The sequence below is a fragment of the Streptomyces sp. A18 genome, assembly GCF_059026065.1.
Map to the genome: position 1 here is coordinate 424,390 of NZ_JBWLKL010000004.1, position 20,695 is coordinate 445,084.

Sequence of the window (20,695 nt, forward strand, 5' to 3'; positions counted from 1 at the left end):
CACACTATCCGGCCGGTTCAGCGGCGAACGACGCCGGTGACAAATTCCACTTCCCTACAACTGGGCAATCCGCCCCATTTCTTTGTGTGGGCGGTCTTGCGCTTGAGGATGGCTTTACTCGCAGGTCGTTCCGGCAGCCGTGTTGCCCCGGAATGTGGGAGCGGGGCTCGGCGTACGAGAAGGGTCGTCCGGCTTCTCGCCGCCGTCCGAACCGTCGGCATCCTCGGAGTCTTCGTAGCCGTCCGCCCGCGCGTCGCGAGGGGCCGTTTCGGGCTCCTCGCGCGTCACTTGGAGGGGTGCGTCCGTTCGGAGGCGGGTGAAGAGTTCGTCCGCCGCGGGCTCGACGAGTTCATCCCGATTGGGGTCGTAGACATACGAACGCCGGGGCACGGTGAGGAACTGCACCTGTTCTGTGGGGATGTTGCGCATGCCGCGCACCAGTTCGTACAAACCACGCAAACTCGCAAGGGTCGGGTCCGTGGTCAGCGAAGAAGTGGCCGCGTCGAGAACCGGATAGAGCTTCGCCGGATTGAGCAGGACGTCATTGCTCTGCACCTTGTTGACGAGCGCCGCGAGGAACTGCTGCTGGCGGTCCATCCGGTCGGTGTCGCTGCCGTTGCCGATGCTCTTTCTGGCCCGCACGTAGCCGAGCGACTGTTCGCCGTTGAGGGTGTGCTTGCCCGCGGGGAGCTTCAGGCGCGCGTCTTTGTCGTTGATCGGCTTCTTGAGGCAGACCTGTACGCCGTCGACGGCGTCGACCATGTCCTTGAACCCGGCGAAATCCACCACCATGTGGTGGTCGACGCGGATCCTCGACATCTTCTCGATCGTACGAATGGTGCAGGCCGTCCCGCCGAACTGGTACGCCCAGTTGAACTGCGCGAACCGGGCCCGCGTCCGCGATCCGTCGGCCTTGCGGCAGCTGGGGATGTCCACCATCACGTCCCGCGGGATCGACACCGCGGTCGCGCTCTTCCGGTCGGCCGCGAGGTGCAGCAGGATCGTGGTGTCCGAGCGCTGGGTGCCCGGATCGCGGCCGTACTTCTTGTTGCCCCGGCCCGAGCGGGTGTCGGAGCCGATCAGGAGGATGTTCTGCGCGTCGTGCACCAGCGGCGTCGGGCGCTCCTTCTCGTAGCGTGCCAGCTCCGCCGCGGCGTCGGTGTCCTTGGTGATGTTGCTGTCGAGCTTCTTGTAGACCGCCCAGCCCGCGCCCCCGGCCACCAGCACGAGCCCGGCAACCCCCATCGCCGTCCAGCGCAGCCAGCGCCGCCTGCGCCGGGCGACGCCCTCACCCGTGGGGCTGGAGCCCGCGCCGGGTGCGTACGTGCCCAGTGGCTCAGGCGGGGCGCCATCCGGATCCGGGTGCTCCGGACCGGCGGGCGTGCCTGCGGTGTCGGACACGTATACGTCCACCCCTCGTAGCGACGTCGGTGCATGGTGCGCTCTTACGACCATGGACCGACGTGACGCCGGGGGCCTGCGGGCCAGGGGCTCGTGTGGGCCGAACGGGGGACAGCGGGGGCGGGGCGGCGGCGGGGGAGACCCGCCGCCGGGCAGGGACTACTTGGCGGTGGCGGTGACCCGCTCGTCCTCGATCCGCTTCGCCAGGCCGTCCTCGGCGAGCCGGTCGATGTGGCGGCAGAGCACCACGGAGCCGCCGGCGGCCAGCGGGGCGTACAGACCGGAGCTCAGGCCCTCCAAGGTGTCGTACGACAGACCCGAGAGGATCCGGGAGCCGGGCGCGAGCCCCAGCGCACCGGCGTCGGCGCGGGCCCGCTCCACCAGCTCGGCACCCGTCAGTTCGCCGGCGCCGGCGACGGCGAGGGCGGGCTCGTCCGGGTCCACGGGAGCGTACGGAGCGAAACGGTCGCCCTGGCTCGGCACCTCGACCGCGTAGTCGGCGAAACCGGCGGGGGCCTGCGGGAAGCGCCCGCCGAGCGGCCTGAGCGCCAGGGCGACCCGCTCGCCGGAGCAGGCCCGCGCCGCCTCCAGGGAGTCGGGCCCGCTGACGACGAGGTCGGCGCCTGCCGGGTCGCCGCCCACGTCGGCGACGACACCGACGGACGAGCAGGCGAGCAGCCAGGCCGCCGTCTGCCAGTGCGCGGGAAGCAGCAGCGCGAGCCGGTCGCCGGGTTGGGCGGCCAGGTCGTCCTGGAGCAGATTGGCGGTCTTGGCCACCCAATTGGCGAAGGTGGCCACGGACAATTCGACGCGCTCGCCCGTGGCGTCGTCGTAGAAGGTGATGAGCGGGCGGCCCGGGTCCGCGGCGAGCGCGGAACGCAGCAGGTCGGCAGGGGTGCGGTCGGTGGCGTTCACGGGCGCAAGGGTACGCGGGTGCCCTGCCGCCGCCGGGTGTGGCGGGGGAGTGCGGGCCACCGGTTCGGCGGACACGAACAGACGGCCCGTCAATTCCCCAATGGACAGATGTGTTCTGCTATGCGAACTATCGGTTGTATGCGTGGATTTCTAGCTTCCTCGATCGGCGTCACGTGCGCGGCCGCCCTGGCCCTTCCCCTCACTCTGCCGTCGTCCGGCGCCAGCGCCGCGACCCCGGCCGCGGAGTCGCCAGCGGCGCGCTTCGCACCATCCATCCCTGGCAGCACCCAGTCCCTCCCGCTCGCCCCACTCGGCTCCGACCGTTCCACGGGCGGCGGCGCCTCCCGCGAACAGGGCCTGCTCCAGCGGGAGGTCCGGCCCTTCTCCCTCGTCGGCGTCGTCTGGGACGACCCGGACGACGAACTGCACGGCAGCGTCCAGGTCCGCACGCGTGCGACCGGCACCGGCACCTGGTCCGGCTGGCAGTCCGTGGAGACCCACAACCACGAGCACGCGGCCGACCCGGACACCCCGGAGCGCGCGTCGGGCAAGGTCCGCGGCTCCACGGCACCGCTGTGGGTCGGCGACTCGGACGCCGTCGAGATCCGCGTACGCGGAGAGGTGCCGGAGCACCGCGCGAGCGCCGGTTCTCCCGGGGAACAGGCCCTCCCCTCGGGGCTGCGACTCGAACTCGTCGACCCCGGCGCCGAGCCGCCCCCGCAGGGCCCCGCACCCGAGAACCCCCGCTCCCCGGCCCTGACCGCGGAGACCGCCGCGTCCTCCGCGGTCAACGCCGACCTCGCCCCGATGGGCGCCGCCGCCATCCCCGCGCTCAGCAAGAAGGAGACGGAGTCCGACCTGATCGCGGCCCGTGGCGGCCCGCAGGATGCCGCCGGGAAGGCGCGGCCCTACGTGGGACCCCGGCCGCGCATCATCACGCGCAAGGGCTGGGGCGCGGACGAGAAGCTCCGCGAGAGGCAGTTCGGGTACTCGAAGACGGTGAAGGCCGCCTTCGTGCACCACAGCGCGACCGGCAACAACTACCGCTGCTCACAGGCGGCCTCCGTGCTGCGCAGCATCTACCGCTACCACGTCAAGAGCAGCGGCTGGCGTGACTTCGGCTACAACTTCGCGGTCGACAAGTGCGGAAACATCTACGAAGGACGCGCCGGAGGTGTGGCCAAGCCGGTCCTCGGGGCCCACACTCTCGGTTTCAACACCAACAGCACGGGCATCGCCGTCCTCGGCAGCTTCGGCTCCTCCAGTCCGCCGTCGGCCGCCGTGAAGGCGGTCGCGCGGCTGACCGCGTGGAAGCTCGGCCTGCACGGCGCGAACCCGCGCGGAAAGACATATCTGAAGTCCGGCGGTGGCAATCTGTACAGGAAAGGCACGAACGTCCGGCTCCATGTGATCTCCGGACACCGCGACGGCTTCGCCACGGAATGCCCCGGCGCTCGTCTGTACAAGAAGCTGGGCACGGCCCGCTCTTCCTCGGCCCGCCTCCAGGGCCGCTGAGGCCGGGCCGCACCGCACGACCGGTACCACACGGCACACCGCACGACCCGCACAGCGCACTGCACGATCTGCAAAGCCATCTGCATACACTGGCCGGCCGCGACTCAAGTTCGGCCGGCCCCAGCAGGAAGCAGAGACGACAGGTGACAGAAGCGATCCTCCTGGTCGGCGGCAAGGGCACCCGGCTGCGTCCGCTCACGGTGCACACCCCCAAGCCGATGGTTCCGGCGGCGGGCGTCCCGTTCCTCACCCACCAGCTGGCACGGGCCCGCGCGGCAGGCGTGGAGCACATCGTCCTGGCGACCTCGTACCTCGCCGAGGTCTTCGAGCCGTACTTCGGTGACGGCTCGTCCCTCGGCCTCCACATCGAGTACGTCACGGAGACCGAACCCCTCGGCACGGGCGGCGCGATCCGCAACGTGGCATCGCGCCTGAGCTCGGGACCCGACGAGCCGGTCCTGATCTTCAACGGCGACATCCTCACGGGCCTGGACATCCGCGCCCTGGTCACGACGCACGAGGAGTCGGGGGCGGACGTCTCCCTGCACCTCACGAAGGTCACCGACCCCCGCGCGTACGGCCTCGTGCCGACCGACGACACGGGCAGGGTGCAGGCCTTCCTGGAGAAGCCGCAGACCCCCGAGGAGATCGTCACCGACCAGATCAACGCGGGCGCGTACGTGTTCCGGCGCTCGGTCATCGACTCGATCCCGGCGGGCCGCCCGGTCTCGGTCGAACGCGAGACGTTCCCCGACCTGCTCGCCTCCGGAGCCCACCTCCAGGGCATGGTCGACTCGACGTACTGGCTGGACCTGGGCACGCCCCAGGCCTTCGTACGCGGCTCCGCCGACCTCGTCCTCGGCCGCGCGCCGTCCCCCGCGATCCCCGGCCGCTGCGGCGATCGCCTGGTCCTGCCGACGGCCAGGGTCGCCCCGGACGCCAAGCTCACCGGCGGCACGGTGGTCGGCGACGGCGCGGTGATCGGCGAGGGCGCACGGGTGGACGGCAGCACGGTGCTCGCGGGCGCGGTCATCGAACCGAACGCGATCGTCACGGACTCGCTGATCGGCGAGGGCGCGAGGGTGGGCCCCCGCACGGTCCTCGCGGGCGCGGTGATCGGCGACGGCGCGGAGGTCGGCGCCGACAACGAACTGCGCGACGGCGTACGGGTGTGGTGCGGGGCGAGGGTGCCGGCGGGGGCGGTGCGGTTCTCGTCGGACCAGTAGCTGGGCTTCGCTTCTGGCAGCCCGTCCGGTGGTCCTCCAGCCCGTCCGGTGGTCTTTCAGCCCGTCCGGCGTTTGAGGACGAACTCGGCGGAGCCGGTGATGAGGGCACGCAGGGCCCCCGCGCCAGCGGGTTTCGGGAAGGGGCGGGGCCGGGGAAACAAAAGCCCTTACCCTCATACAGATGTCATCCCGTTTCGCCCCCCGCTCCACCCCCACCCGCACCACAGTGCGCGGCGGCGAAACGGTCGTGCCCCAAGGCGCCCCCCGTCACCCGACGACGGGACGGACCCGCACCTGGACCCCGCCCTATCCCCTGAACCTGGCCCTGACGGTAGGCCCCCTCCGCAGAGGCCCCGCGGACCCCACGTTCCGTACGACCCCGGACGGCTCGGCCTGGCGGGCAAGCCGCACCCCGGAGGGCCCCGGCACGCTCCGGGTGGCCGCGCGCGGCGGCACGGTGGAGGCGCAAGCCTGGGGCGAGGGCGCCACCTGGCTCCTGGACCAACTCCCGCAATTGATGGGCGAGTCCGACGCCCCGGAGGCCTTCACCCCCCGCCACCGCCTGCTCGCGGCAACAGCGCACCGCCGCCCCGGTCTCCGCCTCATCCGCACGGGCCTGGTCCTGGAGTCCTTGATCCCGTCGATCCTGGAGCAGAAGGTCACGACGGACGAGGCGTACCGCGCGTGGCGCCTCCTGGTCCGCAAGTACGGCGAACCGGCACCGGGCCCGACCCCCGCCGAACTCCGCATGTACGTCATGCCGGACCCGAGGACCTGGACCCTGATTCCGTCCTGGGAGTGGCACAAGGCGGGCGTGGACAACAAACGCGCGTCGACGATCCTGCGCGCGGCACGCGTGGCCGCGCGCATGGAGGAGGCGGCGACGATGGAGCCGCTCCAGGCCCAGGCCCGCCTGGAACTGATCCCGGGCATCGGCCCGTGGACGTCGGCGGAGACGATCCAGCGCAGCAACGGCGCCCCGGACGCGGTCACGGTGGGCGATTTCCACCTGCCGGGAATCGTCGGCTACGCGCTGGCGGGCGACCGTACGGCGGACGACGAGGAGATGCTGCGTCTCCTCGCCCCCTACGAGGGCCAACGCCACCGGGCGGCCCGCCTGATCCTCCTGAGCGGCCACACCCCGCCCCGCAGACAGCCGCGTATGCGGGTGGGGAACATCGCGGCACTCTGATGCGCCCCGCAAGGGGCGCGGTAAACGCCGGGCCAAGCCTCTACGGGAGGCCCCGCAAGGGGCGCGGGGAACTGCGCGACAAGCCCCCACAAGCCGGCAGCCGAAATCAGACCCCGCAGCCGCACAGCCCGCACAGCCTGCACAGTCCAACGCCCCCGGCGAGCCCCCTCACCGCACCCGGACGAAGTCCCCCGCATCCCGCGCGGCCCGAGCCGCGGGCTCACCCGCCGCATGCCCCACGGCAACAGCCCCCATCGGGTCCCAGTCGCCCGGCAGCTCCAGGACCCGACGTACGACATCCCGGCAGAACATCGTCGACGAGACCCAGGCGGAGCCGAGCCGCTCCCCGGCGAGCGCGACAAGGAAGTTCTGCACCCCGGCGCCCGCGGCGACCACGAACATCTCCCGCTCGGCCGCGTCCCGCCGAGCATCCCCGTACGTATGGGAGCCGTCCATCACCAGACAAGGCACCACCAAGTAGGGCGCCCGGCGCAGCAGATCGCCCCGCCGCACACGCTTGGCGATGGACTCCGCGGACTTCCCGTCCCGCTCCAGATCCGCGACCCACGCGTCCCGCATCGCGTCCAGCAGCCGAACCCGCGAGCTCTCGGACTCCAGGAGGACGAACCGCCACGGCGTCGTGTGATGCGGCGCGGGCGCGGTGATCGCCGCCGCCACGGCCCGCCGCACGGCCCCGGGATCCACCGGATCGTCCGTGAACTCCCGCACGGTCCGCCGCTGCGTCACCGCCTCCCGCACGGCCTCGGACGTCCCGAGCCGGAACATGTCGTCACGCGAGCCGCGCACCATGGCGCGAGCCCCCTCTTCGGTGTCCCCCACGACGTGCGGCAGCCCGCGGACCACCGCGACCGGCAGCCCGTCGGACTTCCCTTTGACCAGGTCACCGGCCGCGGCCAGCTCGTCCGCGGTGGCGACGACCGTCGCGCTCAGCGGATTGCCGTACGCGTCGGACCCGCCCCGCAGATCGTCGAGGACCCGCACGCCGGCGGCCCCGATGGCGACATCCGTCAGGCCGTTGCGCCAGGGCCGCCCGAAGGTGTCGGTGACCACGACGCCCACGTCCACGCCCAACGCGTCCCGCAGCCCGTCCCGCACCGCACGCGCCGACGCGTCGGCGTCCTCGGGCAGCAACAGCACCGTCCCCGCAGGGGTGTTCGAGGCGTCGACACCGGCGGCGGCCATCACGAGCCCCTGCCGGTTCTCGACGATGCGCAGGGCCCCGCGCCGCGCCACGACCCGCACCGTCTCCGCGTCGATGGCCGCCTCGCGGTCACCCGCCTCGACGACGCGCCCCTCGGCCTTGCTGACGATCTTCGAGGTGACGAGCAGTACGTCACCGTCGGTGAGGTCCGGCTCCGCGGCCGCGATCAGCTTGGCGAGGTCGTCCCCCTGACGCACCTCGGGCAGTCCGGGAACGGCCCACACCCGGTACGACGGCGAAGCCCCGGCCTCGGAAGAGCTCACGCCCGCACCTCCTCCGCGAGGGCGAGCGCCGCGCGCGCCATCTCGGCGGTCGCGTCGTCGTCGCTCATCATCAGCGGGATCGCCCGGCACTGGATCCCGGCCGACTCGACCTGCTCCACGACACCCGCGTCCACGGTGTCGACGAGCCATCCGTCGAGCAGCCCGCTCCCGTAGTGCTCGGCGACCGCGGCCGCCGTCGTCTCCACGCCCACCGCGGCGAGCACCTTGTCGGCCATGCCCCGCACGGGCGCGTCCCCGACGATGGGGGAGAGCCCGACGACGGGCACGCCCGCGTCGGCGATGGCCTCGCGGATCCCCGGCACGGACAGGATCGTCCCGACGCTCACCACGGGGTTGGACGGCGGGAAGATCACGACGTCCGCGTCGGCGATCGCCTCCAGGACGCCGGGCGCGGGCTTGGCCTGGTCCGCGCCGACCGGCACGACGGCGTGCGCGTCCACGGAGGCCCGAAGGCGCACCCAGTACTCCTGGAAGTGCACGGCCTTCTGCTCGCCGTCGACCGTGACGGCGACGTGCGTCTCGACGCGGTCGTCCGACATCGGGATGAGCCGCACGCCGGGCCGCCACCGCTCGCACAGCGCTTCGGTGACCGCGCTGAGCGGGAATCCGGCGGCCAGCATCTGCGTCCGCACGATGTGCGTGGCGAAGTCACGGTCGCCGAGCCCGAACCACTCGGGTCCCACTCCGTACGCCGCGAGTTCTTCCTTGACCTTGAACGTCTCGTCCGTACGTCCCCAGCCCTGCTCTTCGTTGATGCCGCCGCCGAGCGTGTACATCACGGTGTCGAGGTCGGGGCAGACCTTGAGCCCGAACAGGTGGATGTCGTCACCGGTGTTGCCGATGACCGTGATGTCCGCGTCAGGCGCGGCTTTCTTGAGCCCGCGGAGGAAACGGGCGCCGCCGATACCGCCGGCCAGGACCACAATGCGCATGGCACCAAGCATGTCAGGCAGGTACGACAGTGCGTCAGGCGGTTACGACATCTCCGGCCGCCGGAGCGGTGGCCCGCACGCCGCACTGCGCCGCGTGCATCGGCATGTCGGTCAGACCGGGGTAGTAGATGTGCAGGCTGACGGCCGGTTCCAGGGCGTCGTTGACGACGTCGTGGGCGTACCCGGGCGCGAACACGCGCTGGGCCCCGGCGCCGAGCGCGCGCTGACCGCGCTCCGTACGCTCCGTCAGTTCGCCCTCCAGGACCGTGAGTACGCCGGAGGAGAGGCCGTGGTCGTGCGTCCCGCTGCCCTGGCCCGGCACCCAGGAGAGCAGCCAGACCTCGTATCCCGGCCCTGTGCGCAGGCGGTGGTACCAGCGGCTCGTCGCGTCGTACTCGACGAGGTGGGCCCACTGGGCGCGGTCGGCGGCGATGGTGCGGGCAAGGCCGACGAACTCGGCCACGGTGGCCGGGTGCTCGCGGGCGGGCTGCAGGAGGTGCGGGACTTCGAGGATGTCGCCGGCGATCTGGAGGTCGCTGTCGCTGTTCATGGTGCGGTGGTTCCTCAACGTGAGTGCTGGGAGTCGCTAGGGAGCTGATGCGAGGGAACAGAAGGGGCTACAAGGTCACAGAAGGGAAAAGCGGCTCGGACGGCGATAGGGCGCCGGAGCGGGCTCAACAGCTGGAAGCGGGAAGGCTCAACAGCTGGAACAGGAACAGAGACAGCGCGCGTGGGCAGCACCGAGGAGCCCGCTGGTGCGGGTCGTCGAGAGTGCCAAGTTTGCGAGCATGCCCACTAGGACAGCGGCTCACACCTTCCCTGTCAACTCTATGTCCGCTATGTGGGATATGTTTCACCTCATCCGGTTGCTCTCGCAGGTGAAAGGTTTGTGCAGCGGGCGCACCGGACACATCGCGCTTCAACCGGCGCGTAAACCCCGACGTGATCCCGTGACCCGAATGTGATCCCCTTCGCTTCGGTGGACCGGTCGCAACGGGATCGATCTCCGTGGCGTCCTTCCCTGATGAGGGGTGATCACGGACCTCGGTATGGGCCGCCGGCAAGGTGACGGGGTTTATGCCGATTTGAACACTTTCCGCATTACCTTGGTTCCGCAGGGTGAATAAGGGGCCCAATAGCAGATCTCGGCTTGACTGGCCCGGATCGGCACACTTGTAATTTCACTCGTGTCGTTCAGCCGAAATCGGTAACGGCAAGCACCACGGGGACGCACAGACAGACGAGGGGCGCACATGACCGAGCTGGTTCAGGAACTGCTGGTCGAGGACGCGGACGAGGAACTCGGCTGGCAGGAGCGCGCGCTGTGCGCCCAGACCGACCCCGAGTCCTTCTTCCCCGAGAAGGGCGGCTCCACGCGAGAGGCCAAGAAGGTCTGCCTCGCCTGCGAGGTTCGCTCGGAATGCCTTGAGTACGCACTGGCGAACGACGAGCGGTTCGGAATCTGGGGCGGCCTTTCGGAGCGTGAACGCCGCCGCCTGAAGAAGGCCGCCGTCTGAACACGAGGTGGTTCCGCCCGACCGACCTGCCGACCAAACGGCACACACCCCTACGTAAGGAACAGCCCGACGCCCGTGGGTTATCCACAGGCGGCGGGCTGTTGTGATGCCAGCCGTTAGTGTGGGGCCCCGTCCGAGACGCCCCGGCGCCCCCATGAAGCGCAGGCGTCCACCGCAGTCCATCGAACCGGGGCCCGTACCTCGATGTCCGTGCACAGCCATTCGGCAGCCAGTCACCACGACGCTGCCGCTCCTGAGTTCCCGCGGCACGTCGTCACCGCCGTGATCGTCTCCCACGACGGCGCCCGCTGGCTGCCCGACGCCCTGGCCGGTCTGCTCGGCCAGGAGCGCCCGGTGCAGAACGCCGTGGCCGCGGACACCGGCAGCGCGGACGACTCCGCCCGCCTGGTCACCGAGGCACTCGGCCCCGACCGCGTCCTGCACCTGGCCCGGCGCTCCGGCTTCGGCACCGCCGTCGACGAGGCGAACCGCACCGCCGGCGTGCTGACCCCGGAAGAGCTGCCGTATCTGAAGCGTCCAAGCGGCTGGGACCCGGTCAGCCGGACCTGGCGAGACGAGACCTACGACCTTCCCGAACTGCCGCACGGCGAGCCCGAACAGTGGCTGTGGCTGCTGCACGACGACTGCGCGCCCGAGCCCGGCGCCCTCGCCGAACTGCTCCGCGTCGTGGAGAACGAACGCGAGGTCGGCAAGGACGTCGCGATCGTCGGCCCCAAGCTGCGCGGCTGGTACGACCGCCGCCAGCTCCTCGAGGTCGGCGTCTCCATCGCCAACAGCGGCCGCCGCTGGACCGGCATCGACCGCCGCGAACAGGACCAGGGCCAGCACGACCACGTACGGCCCGTCCTCTCCGTGTCGACCGCCGGGATGCTGATCCGGCGTGATGTCTTCGACGAGCTCGGCGGGTTCGACCGGCGCCTTCCGCTCATGCGGGACGACGTCGACCTGTGCTGGCGCGCCCAGAACGCCGGACACCGCGTGCTGATCGCCCCCGAAGCCGTCGTGCGGCACGCCGAGGCCTCCTCGCGCGAGCGCCGCACCGTCGACTGCGTCGGGCGTACGTCGACGTCGCCGCACCGCGTGGACAAGGCGGGCGCCGCCTACACCCTGCTCGTCAACGCCCGTACGGCCGTGCTGCCCTGGGTGCTCTTCCGGCTCGTCTTCGGCACGTTGCTGCGCACCGTCGCGTATCTGGTCGGCAAGGTTCCGGGCCAGGCGGTCGACGAGGTCGCCGGTCTCCTGGGGACGCTGCTGCGGCCCGGACGGATCGTCGGCGCCCGCAAGCGGCGCGGCAAGTCGGCGCTCGAACCGGCCGAGATGAGGCCGCTGTTCCCGCCGCCGGGCGCCACGGTGCGCGCCACCGTCGAACAGGTCGCAGGCAATGTCGTCGGCCGCTCCGACCCCGAAGCCGTCACCGGCGCGGGGCGGCACGGAGCCGTCGAGTCCGGACCCGGCGGGGACGACGCCGACTTCCTCCAGGTCGAGCAGTTCGCACGCCTGAAGCGCGTGGCCCGCAAGCCGGGACCGATGCTCTTCGTAGTGCTGCTTTTCGCCGCGCTCATCGCCTGCCGCGAACTCCTCGGCAGCGGTGCCCTCGCGGGCGGCGCGCTGCTGCCCGCGCCCGGCGACTCCTCCGGTCTCTGGGCGCGCTATCTGGACGCCTGGCACCCCGTGGGGACCGGCGGCACGCAGTCGGCGCCGCCGTACATCGCGCTCGTCGCGGGGCTCAGCACCCTGATGTTCGGGTCCACCGGGCTCGCCGTCACGGTGCTCCTCGTCGGCTCGGTGCCGCTGGCCGGCTTCGCCGCCTACTTCGCCTCACGGCCGCTGGTCACCTCGCGCCTGCTGCGCGCCTGGGCCTCGGTCTCGTACGCCTTCCTGCCGGCCGCCACGGGCGCGCTCGCGGGCGGGCGCATCGGCACCGCCGTCCTCGCGATCCTGCTGCCGCTCATGGCGCGCGCGGGCATCGCCGCGAGCGGACTGACCTCTTCGGAGGGTGCGCGCGGCAGTTGGCGCGCCTCATGGGCGTTCGCCCTGCTCCTGACGATCACCACCGCCTTCACGCCGATCATCTGGCCCATCGCCCTGGTGCTCGGCCTCGCGCTCCTCGTGGTGCGCAGGGGCGACATCACGGCGTACGGACTGCGCTTCCTGGCCGCGCTCGGCACCCCGCTCCTGATCCTCGCGCCGTGGTCGCTCTCGCTGCTGCCCTTCGGCTTCTTCGGTGAGGCGGGCCTCGAGTTCGGCACCGGCTCCGCGACCGGGCTCGACCTGCTCGGGGGCAGCCCCGGCGGCCCCGGGACCGTGGACGGGCTGCTGCTCATCGGCATCGTGCTCGCCGCCCTTGCCGCACTGCTGCGCACCGAGCGGCAGCTCGCCGTCCGCACCGCCTGGGTCGTCGCGCTGGTCTCGCTGGTCTTCGCGGCGCTCTCGAACAGCTCGGCGTGGGCAGGCCCCGCGACCCTCGGCTACGGCATCGCGCTCCTGGCCGCCGCCGCGCTAGGAGCCGACGGGGCACGCACACGTGTCGCCGAGCAGAGCTTCGGCTGGCGCCAGCCGGTCGCCGTCCTCATCGCCTTCGCCGCGGCAGCCGGGCCGCTGCTCGTCGCCGCTGGATGGATGATCCGTGGCGCCGACGGCCCCCTGGAGCGGCGCGACCCGGTGCAGGTACCCGCGTTCGTCGCCGAGGAGAGCGGCACGCAGGACCAGGCCCGCACGCTCGTCCTGGACAGCGAGTCGGCCGCCCAGGTGTCGTACACACTCGTCCGCGGCTCCGGCGCCCGGCTCGGTGACGCCGAGCTCGCCGAAGCGGGCGGCTCGAACGAAGGCCTCGACAAGATCGTCGCCCGGCTCCTCGCGGGCTCCGGCGCCGACCAGGCCGACCAGCTCGGCGGCTTCGCCGTGCGCTACGTCCTCGTACGGGACGGCGCGCCCCGCGAGATGAGCCGCACCCTGGACTCCACCCCCGGCCTGACCCGGCTCAGCCAGGAGGACGGCAGCGCCCTGTGGCGCGTGGACCGGCAGGTCGCACGCGCCGCGATCGTCCCCGAGTCCGGTGACCCCCTGCCGGTGGCGGCGGGCCCCGTGGAGCTGCACACGAACATCCCGGCGGGCGACGAGGGCCGCACCCTGCGGCTCGCCGACGCGGCCGACGACGGCTGGACGGCGACCCTGGACGGCACCCCGCTGACCAGCACCACGCTGGACGGCTGGGCGCAGGGCTTCGACCTGCCCGCGTCGGGCGGCCGCCTGGACGTCACGTACGACACCCCCATGGGCCACACGGGTTGGCTGTGGGCCCAGGGCGCGCTCGCCGTGGTCCTGGTGGTGCTCGCCCTTCCCGGACGCCGCCGCCACGTGGACGACGACCTCCCCGACGAGCCCGTCATCCCCGCGCAGCCGGTCGAGGGCGAGGGGCGCAGGGCGCGCAGGCTGCGGGCCGCGCAGGCGGAGCAGGAGGCCGCGCAGGCAGGCGCCGGGCAGGACGACGCCGGTACTCCGCCTCCTCCTCCGGAGGAGGAAGGGGCCTACGCGGCGGTGCCCCAGCAGCAGTCGCAGTCGTACGGCGAGTGGGAAGCCCCCGCCCACCCGGGCGCCGGCTACGGCACCTATCAGGGCGAGCAGCAGTACCAGGACGCGCGGTATCCGGCCGGCTCGTACGACGAGACCGCGTACCAGGACCCCTACCAGGGCGGCCAGTACGACCCGTACGCCTACGGAGGCGTGCAGGGCGCCGGCGAGCCGTACGGCCAGCCGTACGACGCCGCGTACGGGCCGCAGCAGCCCCCGATGCCGCCGCAGCCCCCGCAGCCGCCGCACGGCACCGACAGTGAGCGCCCCGACGGGAGCCAGCAGTGAACCGCACGACCCAGTCCCTGATCGCAGCCGTGGCCGCGCTCGCCGCCGTCACCGGATTCGCCGTGGTCAACGCGCCCGACGGCAGCGGCGACGACGGCGCGAAGGCGGCCGCGCGGCTGCCCGTCGAGCGGTCGAGCCTGCTCTGCCCGGTGCCCAGTTCGTCCGACCTCGCCGAGACCTCGTACACGGCGTTCACGCCGAAGGGCGAGGGCTCCGGCGAGGCGGGCAAGGCGGAACTGCTGCCCGCCACCAGGGCGTTGAAGGTCACACCGGAGGGCTCCGCCAGGGAAAAGAAGAAGGACGACAAGCCCTTCCTGACCTCGAAGGCACCGGGCAAGCCCGTCACCGGTGAGGAGTCCGGTGGAGAGTCGCCCGCGCTCCTCGGCACCGCCGACGGCAAGCTGGCCCCGGGCTGGACCGTGCAGCAGACCACCAAGTACGAGGTGGGCAGCGGCCGGGGCCTCCAGGGCACCAACTGCACGGCGCCCGACACGGACTTCTGGTTCCCGGGCGCGAGCACCGACAAGGACCGCAGCGACTACGTCCACCTGACGAACCCGGACGACTCGGCGGCCATCGTCGACGTCGAGCTGTACGGCAAGGACGGCGCCCTCAAGACCGAGGTGGGCGAGGCGATCCAGGTGCAGCCGCACTCCAGCGTCCCGGTCCTGCTGTCCACGCTCTCGCCCAAGGAGCAGACCAACCTCACGATGCACGTGACCGCGCGCAGCGGCCGGGTCGCCGCCGCCGTGCAGTCATCGGACGACAAGCTCGGCGGCGACTGGCTGCCCCCGTCCGCCGACCCAGCGAGCCGTCTGGTCCTGCCCGGCATCCCCAAGGACGCCACTTCCGTACGTCTGGTGGCCTTCGCGCCCGGCGCGGACGACGCGGACCTGAAGGTCCAACTGGCCGCGCCCTCCGGCTCGATCAGCCCGGCGGGACACGCGAACCTGCACGTCAAGTCCGGCATGACGACCGCCGTGGACCTCGGTGACGTCACCAAGGGCGAGGCGGGCTCCCTGATCCTGACGCCGACCGAGGACGCGGCGCCGGTGGTGGCGGCCCTGCGGGTCACCCGCGGCAAGGGCGCCGACCAGGAGACGGCCTTCATCCCCGCCACGAAGGCGATCGGCACGCGCGCGACGGTGGCCGACAACCACTCGAAGGGCTCCACGCTGTCGTTCGTCGCCCCCGGCAGGACCGGCAAGGTGAAGGTCACCGCGTCGGACGGCAGCGAGGGCGGCTCGTCGACGAGCAAGACGTACACGGTCAAGGGCGGCACGACGCTGGGGGTCAAGGCCCCTGTCCCGAGCGGCCTCAAGGGCACGTACGCCCTCACGGTGGAACCGGTGTCGGGGGGTGACGTCCACGCCTCCCGGATGCTGGAGGACCCGCAGGGAGGCGTCCCGATGTTCACTGTCCAGACCCTGCCGGACGACAGGGGGACGGTGTCGGTGCCCGAGGCGGAACAGGATCTGAAGGTGCTGCAGAAATAGGCCTCGGCAGGCCTTCAGTCCTCGCCGTACCTCGGGTCCACCGACTCGGGCGAGAGCCCGAGGATCTCGGCGACCTGTTCGACCACCACTTCGTGGACGAGCGCGGCCCGCTCCTCCCGCCCCTTGGTCCTGATCTCCACCGGGCGCCGGTAGACGACCACCCGGGCGGGCCGCCCGTCGGAGGCCTCGATCGTGCCCCCGAGCGGCACGACGTCGTCGTTCCAGTCGTCGTCGCCCGCGCCCCCGGCCCGTCCAAGTGCGGGCACATCGAGCACCAGGAACTCGATCTCGCTCAGCTGCGGCCACCGCCGCTCGAGGCGTTCCACGGAGTCCTGCACCAGGTCGGTGAAGACCTCGGCGCGGCTCGCGGACAGCGGCACCTGGGGAGGCGCCACGGGGCCGCGCATGCCCCTGCCGTGGCGGTCGCGGCGGCGGGGCCTCGGGTCTGCGGTGCGGGGCTGTACGGGGTCGTCCATCACTGACGAAGAGTAGTCCTCGAGATCGCCGTTTCCGTACAGCTTCCACCCTGCTTTCGCCCGGCTTCCGTACCGGCTTCCGCCCGGCTTCCGTACGGCTTCTCTGCGGCGCGCGCCGTGTCGCATGATGACCGTTCCGGCCAGACTTGGGCCCGATTCCGTATCTCTCCGGGACCGTCGATCTCGCGTCGAATGACGGGATTTGCGCCAAGTGGTGACCGGATTCAACACCACTGGTCACCCAGGCCTCTTGTGTCACCGCAGGTCAGCGAGGCGTCCCGCGAGCGTGCCGTGGCGGGGATCACACCACGACACGGTGGGGTGACCTCCCGGAGAGTCGTCGCGGCCCGCTCAAGAGTGCGGTACCGTCCAACATCGTGAGCCCTGTACGTCGCTGTTCGCGCACCGCTTGCGGCCGTCCCGCCGTCGCGACGCTGACGTACGTCTACGCCGACTCGACCGCGGTCCTCGGCCCCCTCGCCACCTACGCCGAACCCCACTGTTACGACCTGTGTGCCGAGCACTCCGAGCGCCTCACCGCGCCCCGCGGCTGGGAGGTCGTCCGCCTCGCCGACGCCTCCGGTCCCGCCCGCCCCAGCGGTGACGACCTCGAAGCGCTCGCCAACGCGGTGCGTGAGGCGGCCCGCCCGCAGGAGCGCGCGGCGGAGGCCGGCGGCGGAGCCCGCAGGGCGGACCCGATGGAGGTCGCACGCCGCGGCCATCTGCGGGTGCTGCGCTCACCGGATTCCTGAGCGCCCCTCTCCGTACGGCGCCGTCTCCGTAAGACGCTCCTCCCCGCAAGGCGCGCCTCTCCCTACGACGCGTCTCTCCGTAGACCTCTGCTTCCGCGGCCTCGTGTCTCCGTAGACCCCTGTCGTTTATTTCTGAACAACTTCTCGTGCACAACCCATTGACGTGCCCATGGCGTCGACACGAGCATTCCCCCACTCGTGAGAGATCACTTTCCGCATCACGGAAACCGGGGAGCCGTCCGTGTACGTGCAGCAGTTGGAGCCCGTGGCCGATTCGCTCGGCCTGTCCGCCCTCATCGCGACCCTGCCCCTCCTCACCGTCCTCGTCCTGCTCGGTGCCGTCCGCATGAAGGCCCACCACGCGGGCCTCATCGGCCTCGGAGTCGCCGCCCTCGTCGCCTGGATCGCGTACGGGATGCCGCTCGGCCAGACCGCGTCCGGCGCCGCGCAAGGTGCCCTCTTCGGGCTCTTCCCCATCCTGTGGATCGTCGTCAACGCCCTGTGGGTGTACCGGATGACCGTCCGTACCCGGCACTTCGACATCCTGCGCCGCTCCTTCGGACGGCTCTCGGACGACCCCCGCATCCAGGCACTCGTCGTGGCCTTCTGCTTCGGGGCCCTGCTGGAGGCGCTCGCCGGATTCGGGGCGCCCGTCGCGATCTCCGCGGTGATGCTGGTGGCGCTCGGCTTCGACCCGGTCAAGGCCGCGGTCGTCGCCCTCGTGGCCAACACCGCGCCCGTCGCCTTCGGCGCCATGGGCACGCCCGTGGTGACGCTCGCCCAGGTCACCGGCCTTCCGCTGGACACCGTCGCCTCGGTCGTCGGCCGCCAGACCCCGCTGCTCGCTCTCGTCGTACCGCTGCTCCTGGTCTTCCTGGTGGACGGGCGGCGCGGCCTGCGCGAGACCTGGGTGCCCGCCCTGGTCTGCGGATTCGCCTTCGCCGCCGCGCAGTTCGCCGCGTCCAACTACGTCTCCGCCCAGCTGGCCGACATCGGGGCGGCGTTGGCGGGTGCGGGCGCTTTGATGGCGGTGCCCAGCGCGCGCAAGCCCGCCGAGGAGCCCGTACGCGTCGCGGTCCTCACCGGCGTACGCAGCGAAGACCTGGACCACGACGACCCGCGCCCGGAGATCCTGCGCGCCTACGCCCCGTACGCGCTCATCGTCGCCATCTTCTCGGTGGCCCAGATCCCGCCGGTGAAGGACCTGTTGGCCAAGGCGACGCAGACCTTCGACTGGCCCTTCCTGGACGTCGCGGGACCCGACGGCGAACCGGTCGGCGGCAATCTCTTCTCGCTGCCGCTCGTGGCGACGGGCGGGACGCTCGTGCTGCTCGCGGGCGTCGGCACGGCGGCCGTCATCGGGGTGCACGCGCGCGTGGCGGTCAAGGAATGGCTGGCGACCGTGCACGAGCTGCGGTTCGCGATCCTCACCGTGACCTCCGTGCTCGCCCTCGCGTACGTGATGAACCTGTCCGGACAGGCCGCGACCATCGGCCACTTCGTGGCGGCCGCGGGCGCGGGGCTCGCCTTCCTGTCGCCGGTGCTCGGCTGGTTCGGCGTCGCGGTCTCCGGCTCGGACACCTCGGCCAACGCTCTCTTCGGCGCCCTCCAGGTGACGGCGGCCCAGCAGTCCGGGCTCTCGCCCGAACTGCTCGCGGCGGCCAACAGTTCGGGCGGTGTGCTCGGCAAGATGATCTCCCCGCAGAACCTGACGATCGCGTGCGCGGCGGTCGGCCTCGCGGGCAAGGAGGGCGATCTGCTGCGCAAGGTGCTCCCATGGAGCCTCGGCCTGTTGCTGGTGATGTGTCTGATCGTGGTGGGACAGAGCACGGTGGTGCTCGGCTGGATGCTGCCGTGACGACAGCGTGAGCCGGCTTCCCGGCACTCACAGCTGGTTGTCATTCGTTGCGGGTAGTTTGGGGTGACCGACGAGCACTCTCCGAGTGCTCTCCGAAACCGCTGAACTCGCAGAACCTGCAGAGAGGGTTGGCCGTGACTGCTGATCTGTCCCAGATCGTGAAGGCGTACGACGTGCGCGGGGTCGTCCCTGACCAGTGGGACGAGTCGCTCGCCGAACTGTTCGGCGCGGCCTTCGCGAAGGTGACGGGCGCGGCAGCGATCGTGACCGGGCACGACATGCGGCCGTCGTCGCCCGGCCTCTCGCGGGCCTTCGCGCGGGGCGCCGCGGCGCTGGGCGTGGACGTCACGGAGATCGGCCTGTGCTCGACGGACCAGCTGTACTACGCGTCGGGCGCGCTGAACCTGCCGGGCGCGATGTTTACCGCCTCGCACAACCCCGCGCAGTACAACGGCATCAAGATGTGCCGCGCGGGCGCCGCTCCGGTCGGGCAGGACACCGGCCTCGCCGAGATCCGCTCCCTGGTGGAGGGCTGGTCGGAGTCCGGCGCCCCGGCGCCGGCGGCCACGCCGGGCACGCTCACCGAGCGGGACACCCTGGAGGACTACGCGGCGCACCTGCGCGGCCTGGTCGACCTGACCTCCATCCGCCCCCTGAAGGTCGTCGTCGACGCGGGCAACGGCATGGGCGGGCACACCGTCCCGACGGTCTTCGCGGGCCTGCCGCTCACGCTCGTTCCGATGTACTTCGAACTGGACGGCACGTTCCCGAACCACGAGGCCAACCCGCTGGACCCGAAGAACATCGTGGACCTGCAGAAGCGGGTGCGCGAGGAGGGTGCCGACCTGGGCATCGCCTTCGACGGCGACGCGGACCGCTGCTTCGTCGTCGACCAGAACGGCGATCCGGTCTCACCGTCGGCGATCACGGCCCTGGTCGCCTCGCGCGAGCTGGCGCGCAACGGCGGCAAGGGCACGGTCATCCACAACCTGATCACCTCGTGGTCGGTCCCCGAGGTCGTGCGGGAGAACGGCGGCACGCCGGTCCGCACCCGCGTGGGCCACTCCTTCATCAAGGAGGAGATGGCCAAGACGGGCGCGATCTTCGGCGGCGAGCACTCGGCGCACTACTACTTCCGCGACTTCTGGAACGCGGACACGGGCATGCTGGCCGCGCTCCACGTCCTGGCGGCGCTCGGCGACCAGGACGGCCCGCTGTCGGCCCTCGTGGCGCAGTACGACCGCTATGCCGCCTCCGGCGAGATCAACTCCACGGTCGACGACCAGACGGCCCGCCTCGCGGCGATCAGGACGACGTACGAGGCGGCGGATGGCGTCACCATCGACGACCTGGACGGCCTCACGGTGACGGCCACGGACTGGTGGTTCAACGTCCGGGCCTCCAACACGGAACCACTCCTGCGCCTGAACGTGGAGGCAAGGGACGAGGCAACGATGACAAGGGCAAGGGACGAGGCTTTGGCGATCATCAGGGCGTGAGCCAAAACTGAGGTGGCCGGCGTTTGTGGGAGTCCGCCGCTCCCGCCCACCCTGACCGCCGCCGCGTTTGTGCCCACCGGCCCGCAAGGCGGAACGGGTGGGCAGAAACGCCCACCGGCCCGCAGACGCATACGACGGCGTGCCCCACCAGGGGGCCTGGGGCGAAGCCCCGGCCAGGTAGCCCGCCCAGGGGCCAGGAAGAAGCCCCAGCCGGGAAGCCCGCCCAAGGCCCAGGGGCCGGAGGTAGGCTGACCAGGCGACATTCCCCACCCCACCCGCTCGAAGGGACCCACCCCATGCCGCTCGAAGCCGGCCTCCTGGAGATCCTCGCCTGCCCGGCCTGCCACGCCCCCCTCAAGGAGGCGGACGCGGAGCTGGTCTGCACGGCAAAGGCCAAGGACTGCGGCCTGGCCTACCCCGTCCGCGACGGCATCCCCGTACTCCTCGTCGACGAGGCCCGCCGCCCCGCGTAAGGCCCGCGCAAGGCCCTGACAAGGCCTGCAAAGCCCTCGCAGGCCAGGCGTAACGGCG

16 protein-coding genes are annotated in these 20,695 nt (G+C 71.7%); 10 read left to right on the forward strand and 6 right to left on the reverse strand.

All coding sequences use genetic code 11. The features are described from left to right. Window positions 1-114 precede the first annotated feature (114 nt). Window positions 115-1,401: an LCP family protein gene (locus AC5P1C_RS10015; protein WP_493865338.1), complete on the reverse strand. Its 1,287-nt coding sequence runs from the start codon at window positions 1,399-1,401 to the stop codon at window positions 115-117. Window positions 1,402-1,560: 159 nt separating this feature from the next. After that, window positions 1,561-2,316, reverse strand: a complete 756-nt coding sequence (locus AC5P1C_RS10020; protein ID WP_493865339.1) for a TIGR03089 family protein — start codon at window positions 2,314-2,316, stop codon at window positions 1,561-1,563. Between the two features lie 138 nt (window positions 2,317-2,454). On the opposite strand from AC5P1C_RS10020, the gene AC5P1C_RS10025 reads away from it, so the two are divergent. The 3 genes from AC5P1C_RS10025 (at window position 2,455) to AC5P1C_RS10035 (ending at window position 6,249) form a co-directional block, all read left to right on the forward strand. Continuing rightward, window positions 2,455-3,831 (forward strand): peptidoglycan recognition protein family protein, encoded by a 1,377-nt coding sequence (locus AC5P1C_RS10025; RefSeq protein ID WP_493865340.1) that lies wholly within the window; start codon window positions 2,455-2,457, stop codon window positions 3,829-3,831. A 143-nt stretch (window positions 3,832-3,974) separates the two neighbouring features. Continuing rightward, window positions 3,975-5,057, forward strand: coding sequence for a mannose-1-phosphate guanylyltransferase (gene manB / locus AC5P1C_RS10030; RefSeq protein WP_493865341.1), 1,083 nt, complete (start codon window positions 3,975-3,977; stop codon window positions 5,055-5,057). A 181-nt stretch (window positions 5,058-5,238) separates the two neighbouring features. Next, window positions 5,239-6,249, forward strand: coding sequence for a DNA-3-methyladenine glycosylase family protein (locus tag AC5P1C_RS10035; protein ID WP_493865342.1), 1,011 nt, complete (start codon window positions 5,239-5,241; stop codon window positions 6,247-6,249). 168 nt (window positions 6,250-6,417) lie between these two features. Here AC5P1C_RS10035 and AC5P1C_RS10040 read toward each other — a convergent pair whose 3' ends face one another. The 3 genes from AC5P1C_RS10040 to AC5P1C_RS10050 are packed head-to-tail and all read right to left on the reverse strand — an operon-like array spanning window position 6,418 to window position 9,237. After that, on the reverse strand, window positions 6,418-7,734 hold the full coding sequence (locus AC5P1C_RS10040) for a coenzyme F420-0:L-glutamate ligase (RefSeq protein ID WP_493865343.1): 1,317 nt from the start codon (window positions 7,732-7,734) through the stop codon (window positions 6,418-6,420). Further along, the gene (cofD, locus tag AC5P1C_RS10045) at window positions 7,731-8,687 is read right to left on the reverse strand and encodes a 2-phospho-L-lactate transferase (RefSeq protein WP_493865344.1); all 957 of its coding nucleotides are present in this window, start codon (window positions 8,685-8,687) and stop codon (window positions 7,731-7,733) included. Before cofD ends, AC5P1C_RS10040 begins: the two co-directional genes overlap by 4 nt. A 34-nt stretch (window positions 8,688-8,721) precedes the next feature. Continuing rightward, on the reverse strand, window positions 8,722-9,237 hold the full coding sequence (locus AC5P1C_RS10050) for a cysteine dioxygenase (protein ID WP_493865345.1): 516 nt from the start codon (window positions 9,235-9,237) through the stop codon (window positions 8,722-8,724). Window positions 9,238-9,940: 703 nt separating this feature from the next. On the opposite strand from AC5P1C_RS10050, the gene AC5P1C_RS10055 reads away from it, so the two are divergent. From AC5P1C_RS10055 to AC5P1C_RS10065, 3 genes are all read left to right on the forward strand, one after another. Further along, on the forward strand, window positions 9,941-10,204 hold the full coding sequence (locus AC5P1C_RS10055) for a WhiB family transcriptional regulator (protein ID WP_016642094.1): 264 nt from the start codon (window positions 9,941-9,943) through the stop codon (window positions 10,202-10,204). A gap of 204 nt (window positions 10,205-10,408) precedes the next feature. Next, window positions 10,409-14,083 (forward strand): glycosyltransferase family 2 protein, encoded by a 3,675-nt coding sequence (locus tag AC5P1C_RS10060; RefSeq protein ID WP_493865346.1) that lies wholly within the window; start codon window positions 10,409-10,411, stop codon window positions 14,081-14,083. After that, window positions 14,080-15,579: a DUF5719 family protein gene (locus tag AC5P1C_RS10065; RefSeq protein WP_493865347.1), complete on the forward strand. Its 1,500-nt coding sequence runs from the start codon at window positions 14,080-14,082 to the stop codon at window positions 15,577-15,579. Before AC5P1C_RS10060 ends, AC5P1C_RS10065 begins: the two co-directional genes overlap by 4 nt. 14 nt (window positions 15,580-15,593) lie before the next feature. Here the strand turns inward: AC5P1C_RS10065 and AC5P1C_RS10070 are convergent, their stop codons facing one another. Then, window positions 15,594-16,055, reverse strand: coding sequence for a metallopeptidase family protein (locus tag AC5P1C_RS10070; RefSeq protein WP_493865348.1), 462 nt, complete (start codon window positions 16,053-16,055; stop codon window positions 15,594-15,596). A 377-nt stretch (window positions 16,056-16,432) separates the two neighbouring features. On the opposite strand from AC5P1C_RS10070, the gene AC5P1C_RS10075 reads away from it, so the two are divergent. The 4 genes from AC5P1C_RS10075 (at window position 16,433) to AC5P1C_RS10090 (ending at window position 20,637) form a co-directional block, all read left to right on the forward strand. Next, a complete protein-coding gene (locus AC5P1C_RS10075) occupies window positions 16,433-16,807 on the forward strand; it encodes a DUF3499 domain-containing protein (protein ID WP_030793262.1) in 375 nt (124 codons plus the stop codon). Window positions 16,808-17,048: 241 nt separating this feature from the next. Further along, complete coding sequence (locus AC5P1C_RS10080) at window positions 17,049-18,665, forward strand: L-lactate permease (protein WP_493865349.1); 1,617 nt, start codon at window positions 17,049-17,051, stop codon at window positions 18,663-18,665. 134 nt (window positions 18,666-18,799) lie between these two features. Beyond that, the gene (locus tag AC5P1C_RS10085) at window positions 18,800-20,164 is read left to right on the forward strand and encodes a phosphomannomutase/phosphoglucomutase (protein WP_493865350.1); all 1,365 of its coding nucleotides are present in this window, start codon (window positions 18,800-18,802) and stop codon (window positions 20,162-20,164) included. A gap of 296 nt (window positions 20,165-20,460) precedes the next feature. Further along, window positions 20,461-20,637 carry a Trm112 family protein gene (locus tag AC5P1C_RS10090; protein WP_493865351.1) on the forward strand — a complete coding sequence of 59 codons (177 nt, stop codon included), beginning with the start codon at window positions 20,461-20,463 and terminating at the stop codon, window positions 20,635-20,637. Window positions 20,638-20,695: the final 58 nt, after the last annotated feature.

Excerpts from the sequence above, each read along its gene's own strand:
- AC5P1C_RS10025 (WP_493865340.1), top strand. The coding sequence starts at position 2,455 with ATGCGTGGATTTCTAGCTTCCTCGATCGGCGTCACGTGCGCGGCCGCC.
- AC5P1C_RS10035 (WP_493865342.1), top strand. The coding sequence starts at position 5,239 with ATGTCATCCCGTTTCGCCCCCCGCTCCACCCCCACCCGCACCACAGTG.
- cofD (WP_493865344.1), bottom strand. The coding sequence starts at position 8,687 with ATGCGCATTGTGGTCCTGGCCGGCGGTATCGGCGGCGCCCGTTTCCTC.
- AC5P1C_RS10050 (WP_493865345.1), bottom strand. The coding sequence starts at position 9,237 with ATGAACAGCGACAGCGACCTCCAGATCGCCGGCGACATCCTCGAAGTC.
- AC5P1C_RS10055 (WP_016642094.1), top strand. The coding sequence starts at position 9,941 with ATGACCGAGCTGGTTCAGGAACTGCTGGTCGAGGACGCGGACGAGGAA.
- AC5P1C_RS10060 (WP_493865346.1), top strand. The coding sequence starts at position 10,409 with ATGTCCGTGCACAGCCATTCGGCAGCCAGTCACCACGACGCTGCCGCT.
- AC5P1C_RS10070 (WP_493865348.1), bottom strand. The coding sequence starts at position 16,055 with ATGGACGACCCCGTACAGCCCCGCACCGCAGACCCGAGGCCCCGCCGC.
- AC5P1C_RS10090 (WP_493865351.1), top strand. The coding sequence starts at position 20,461 with ATGCCGCTCGAAGCCGGCCTCCTGGAGATCCTCGCCTGCCCGGCCTGC.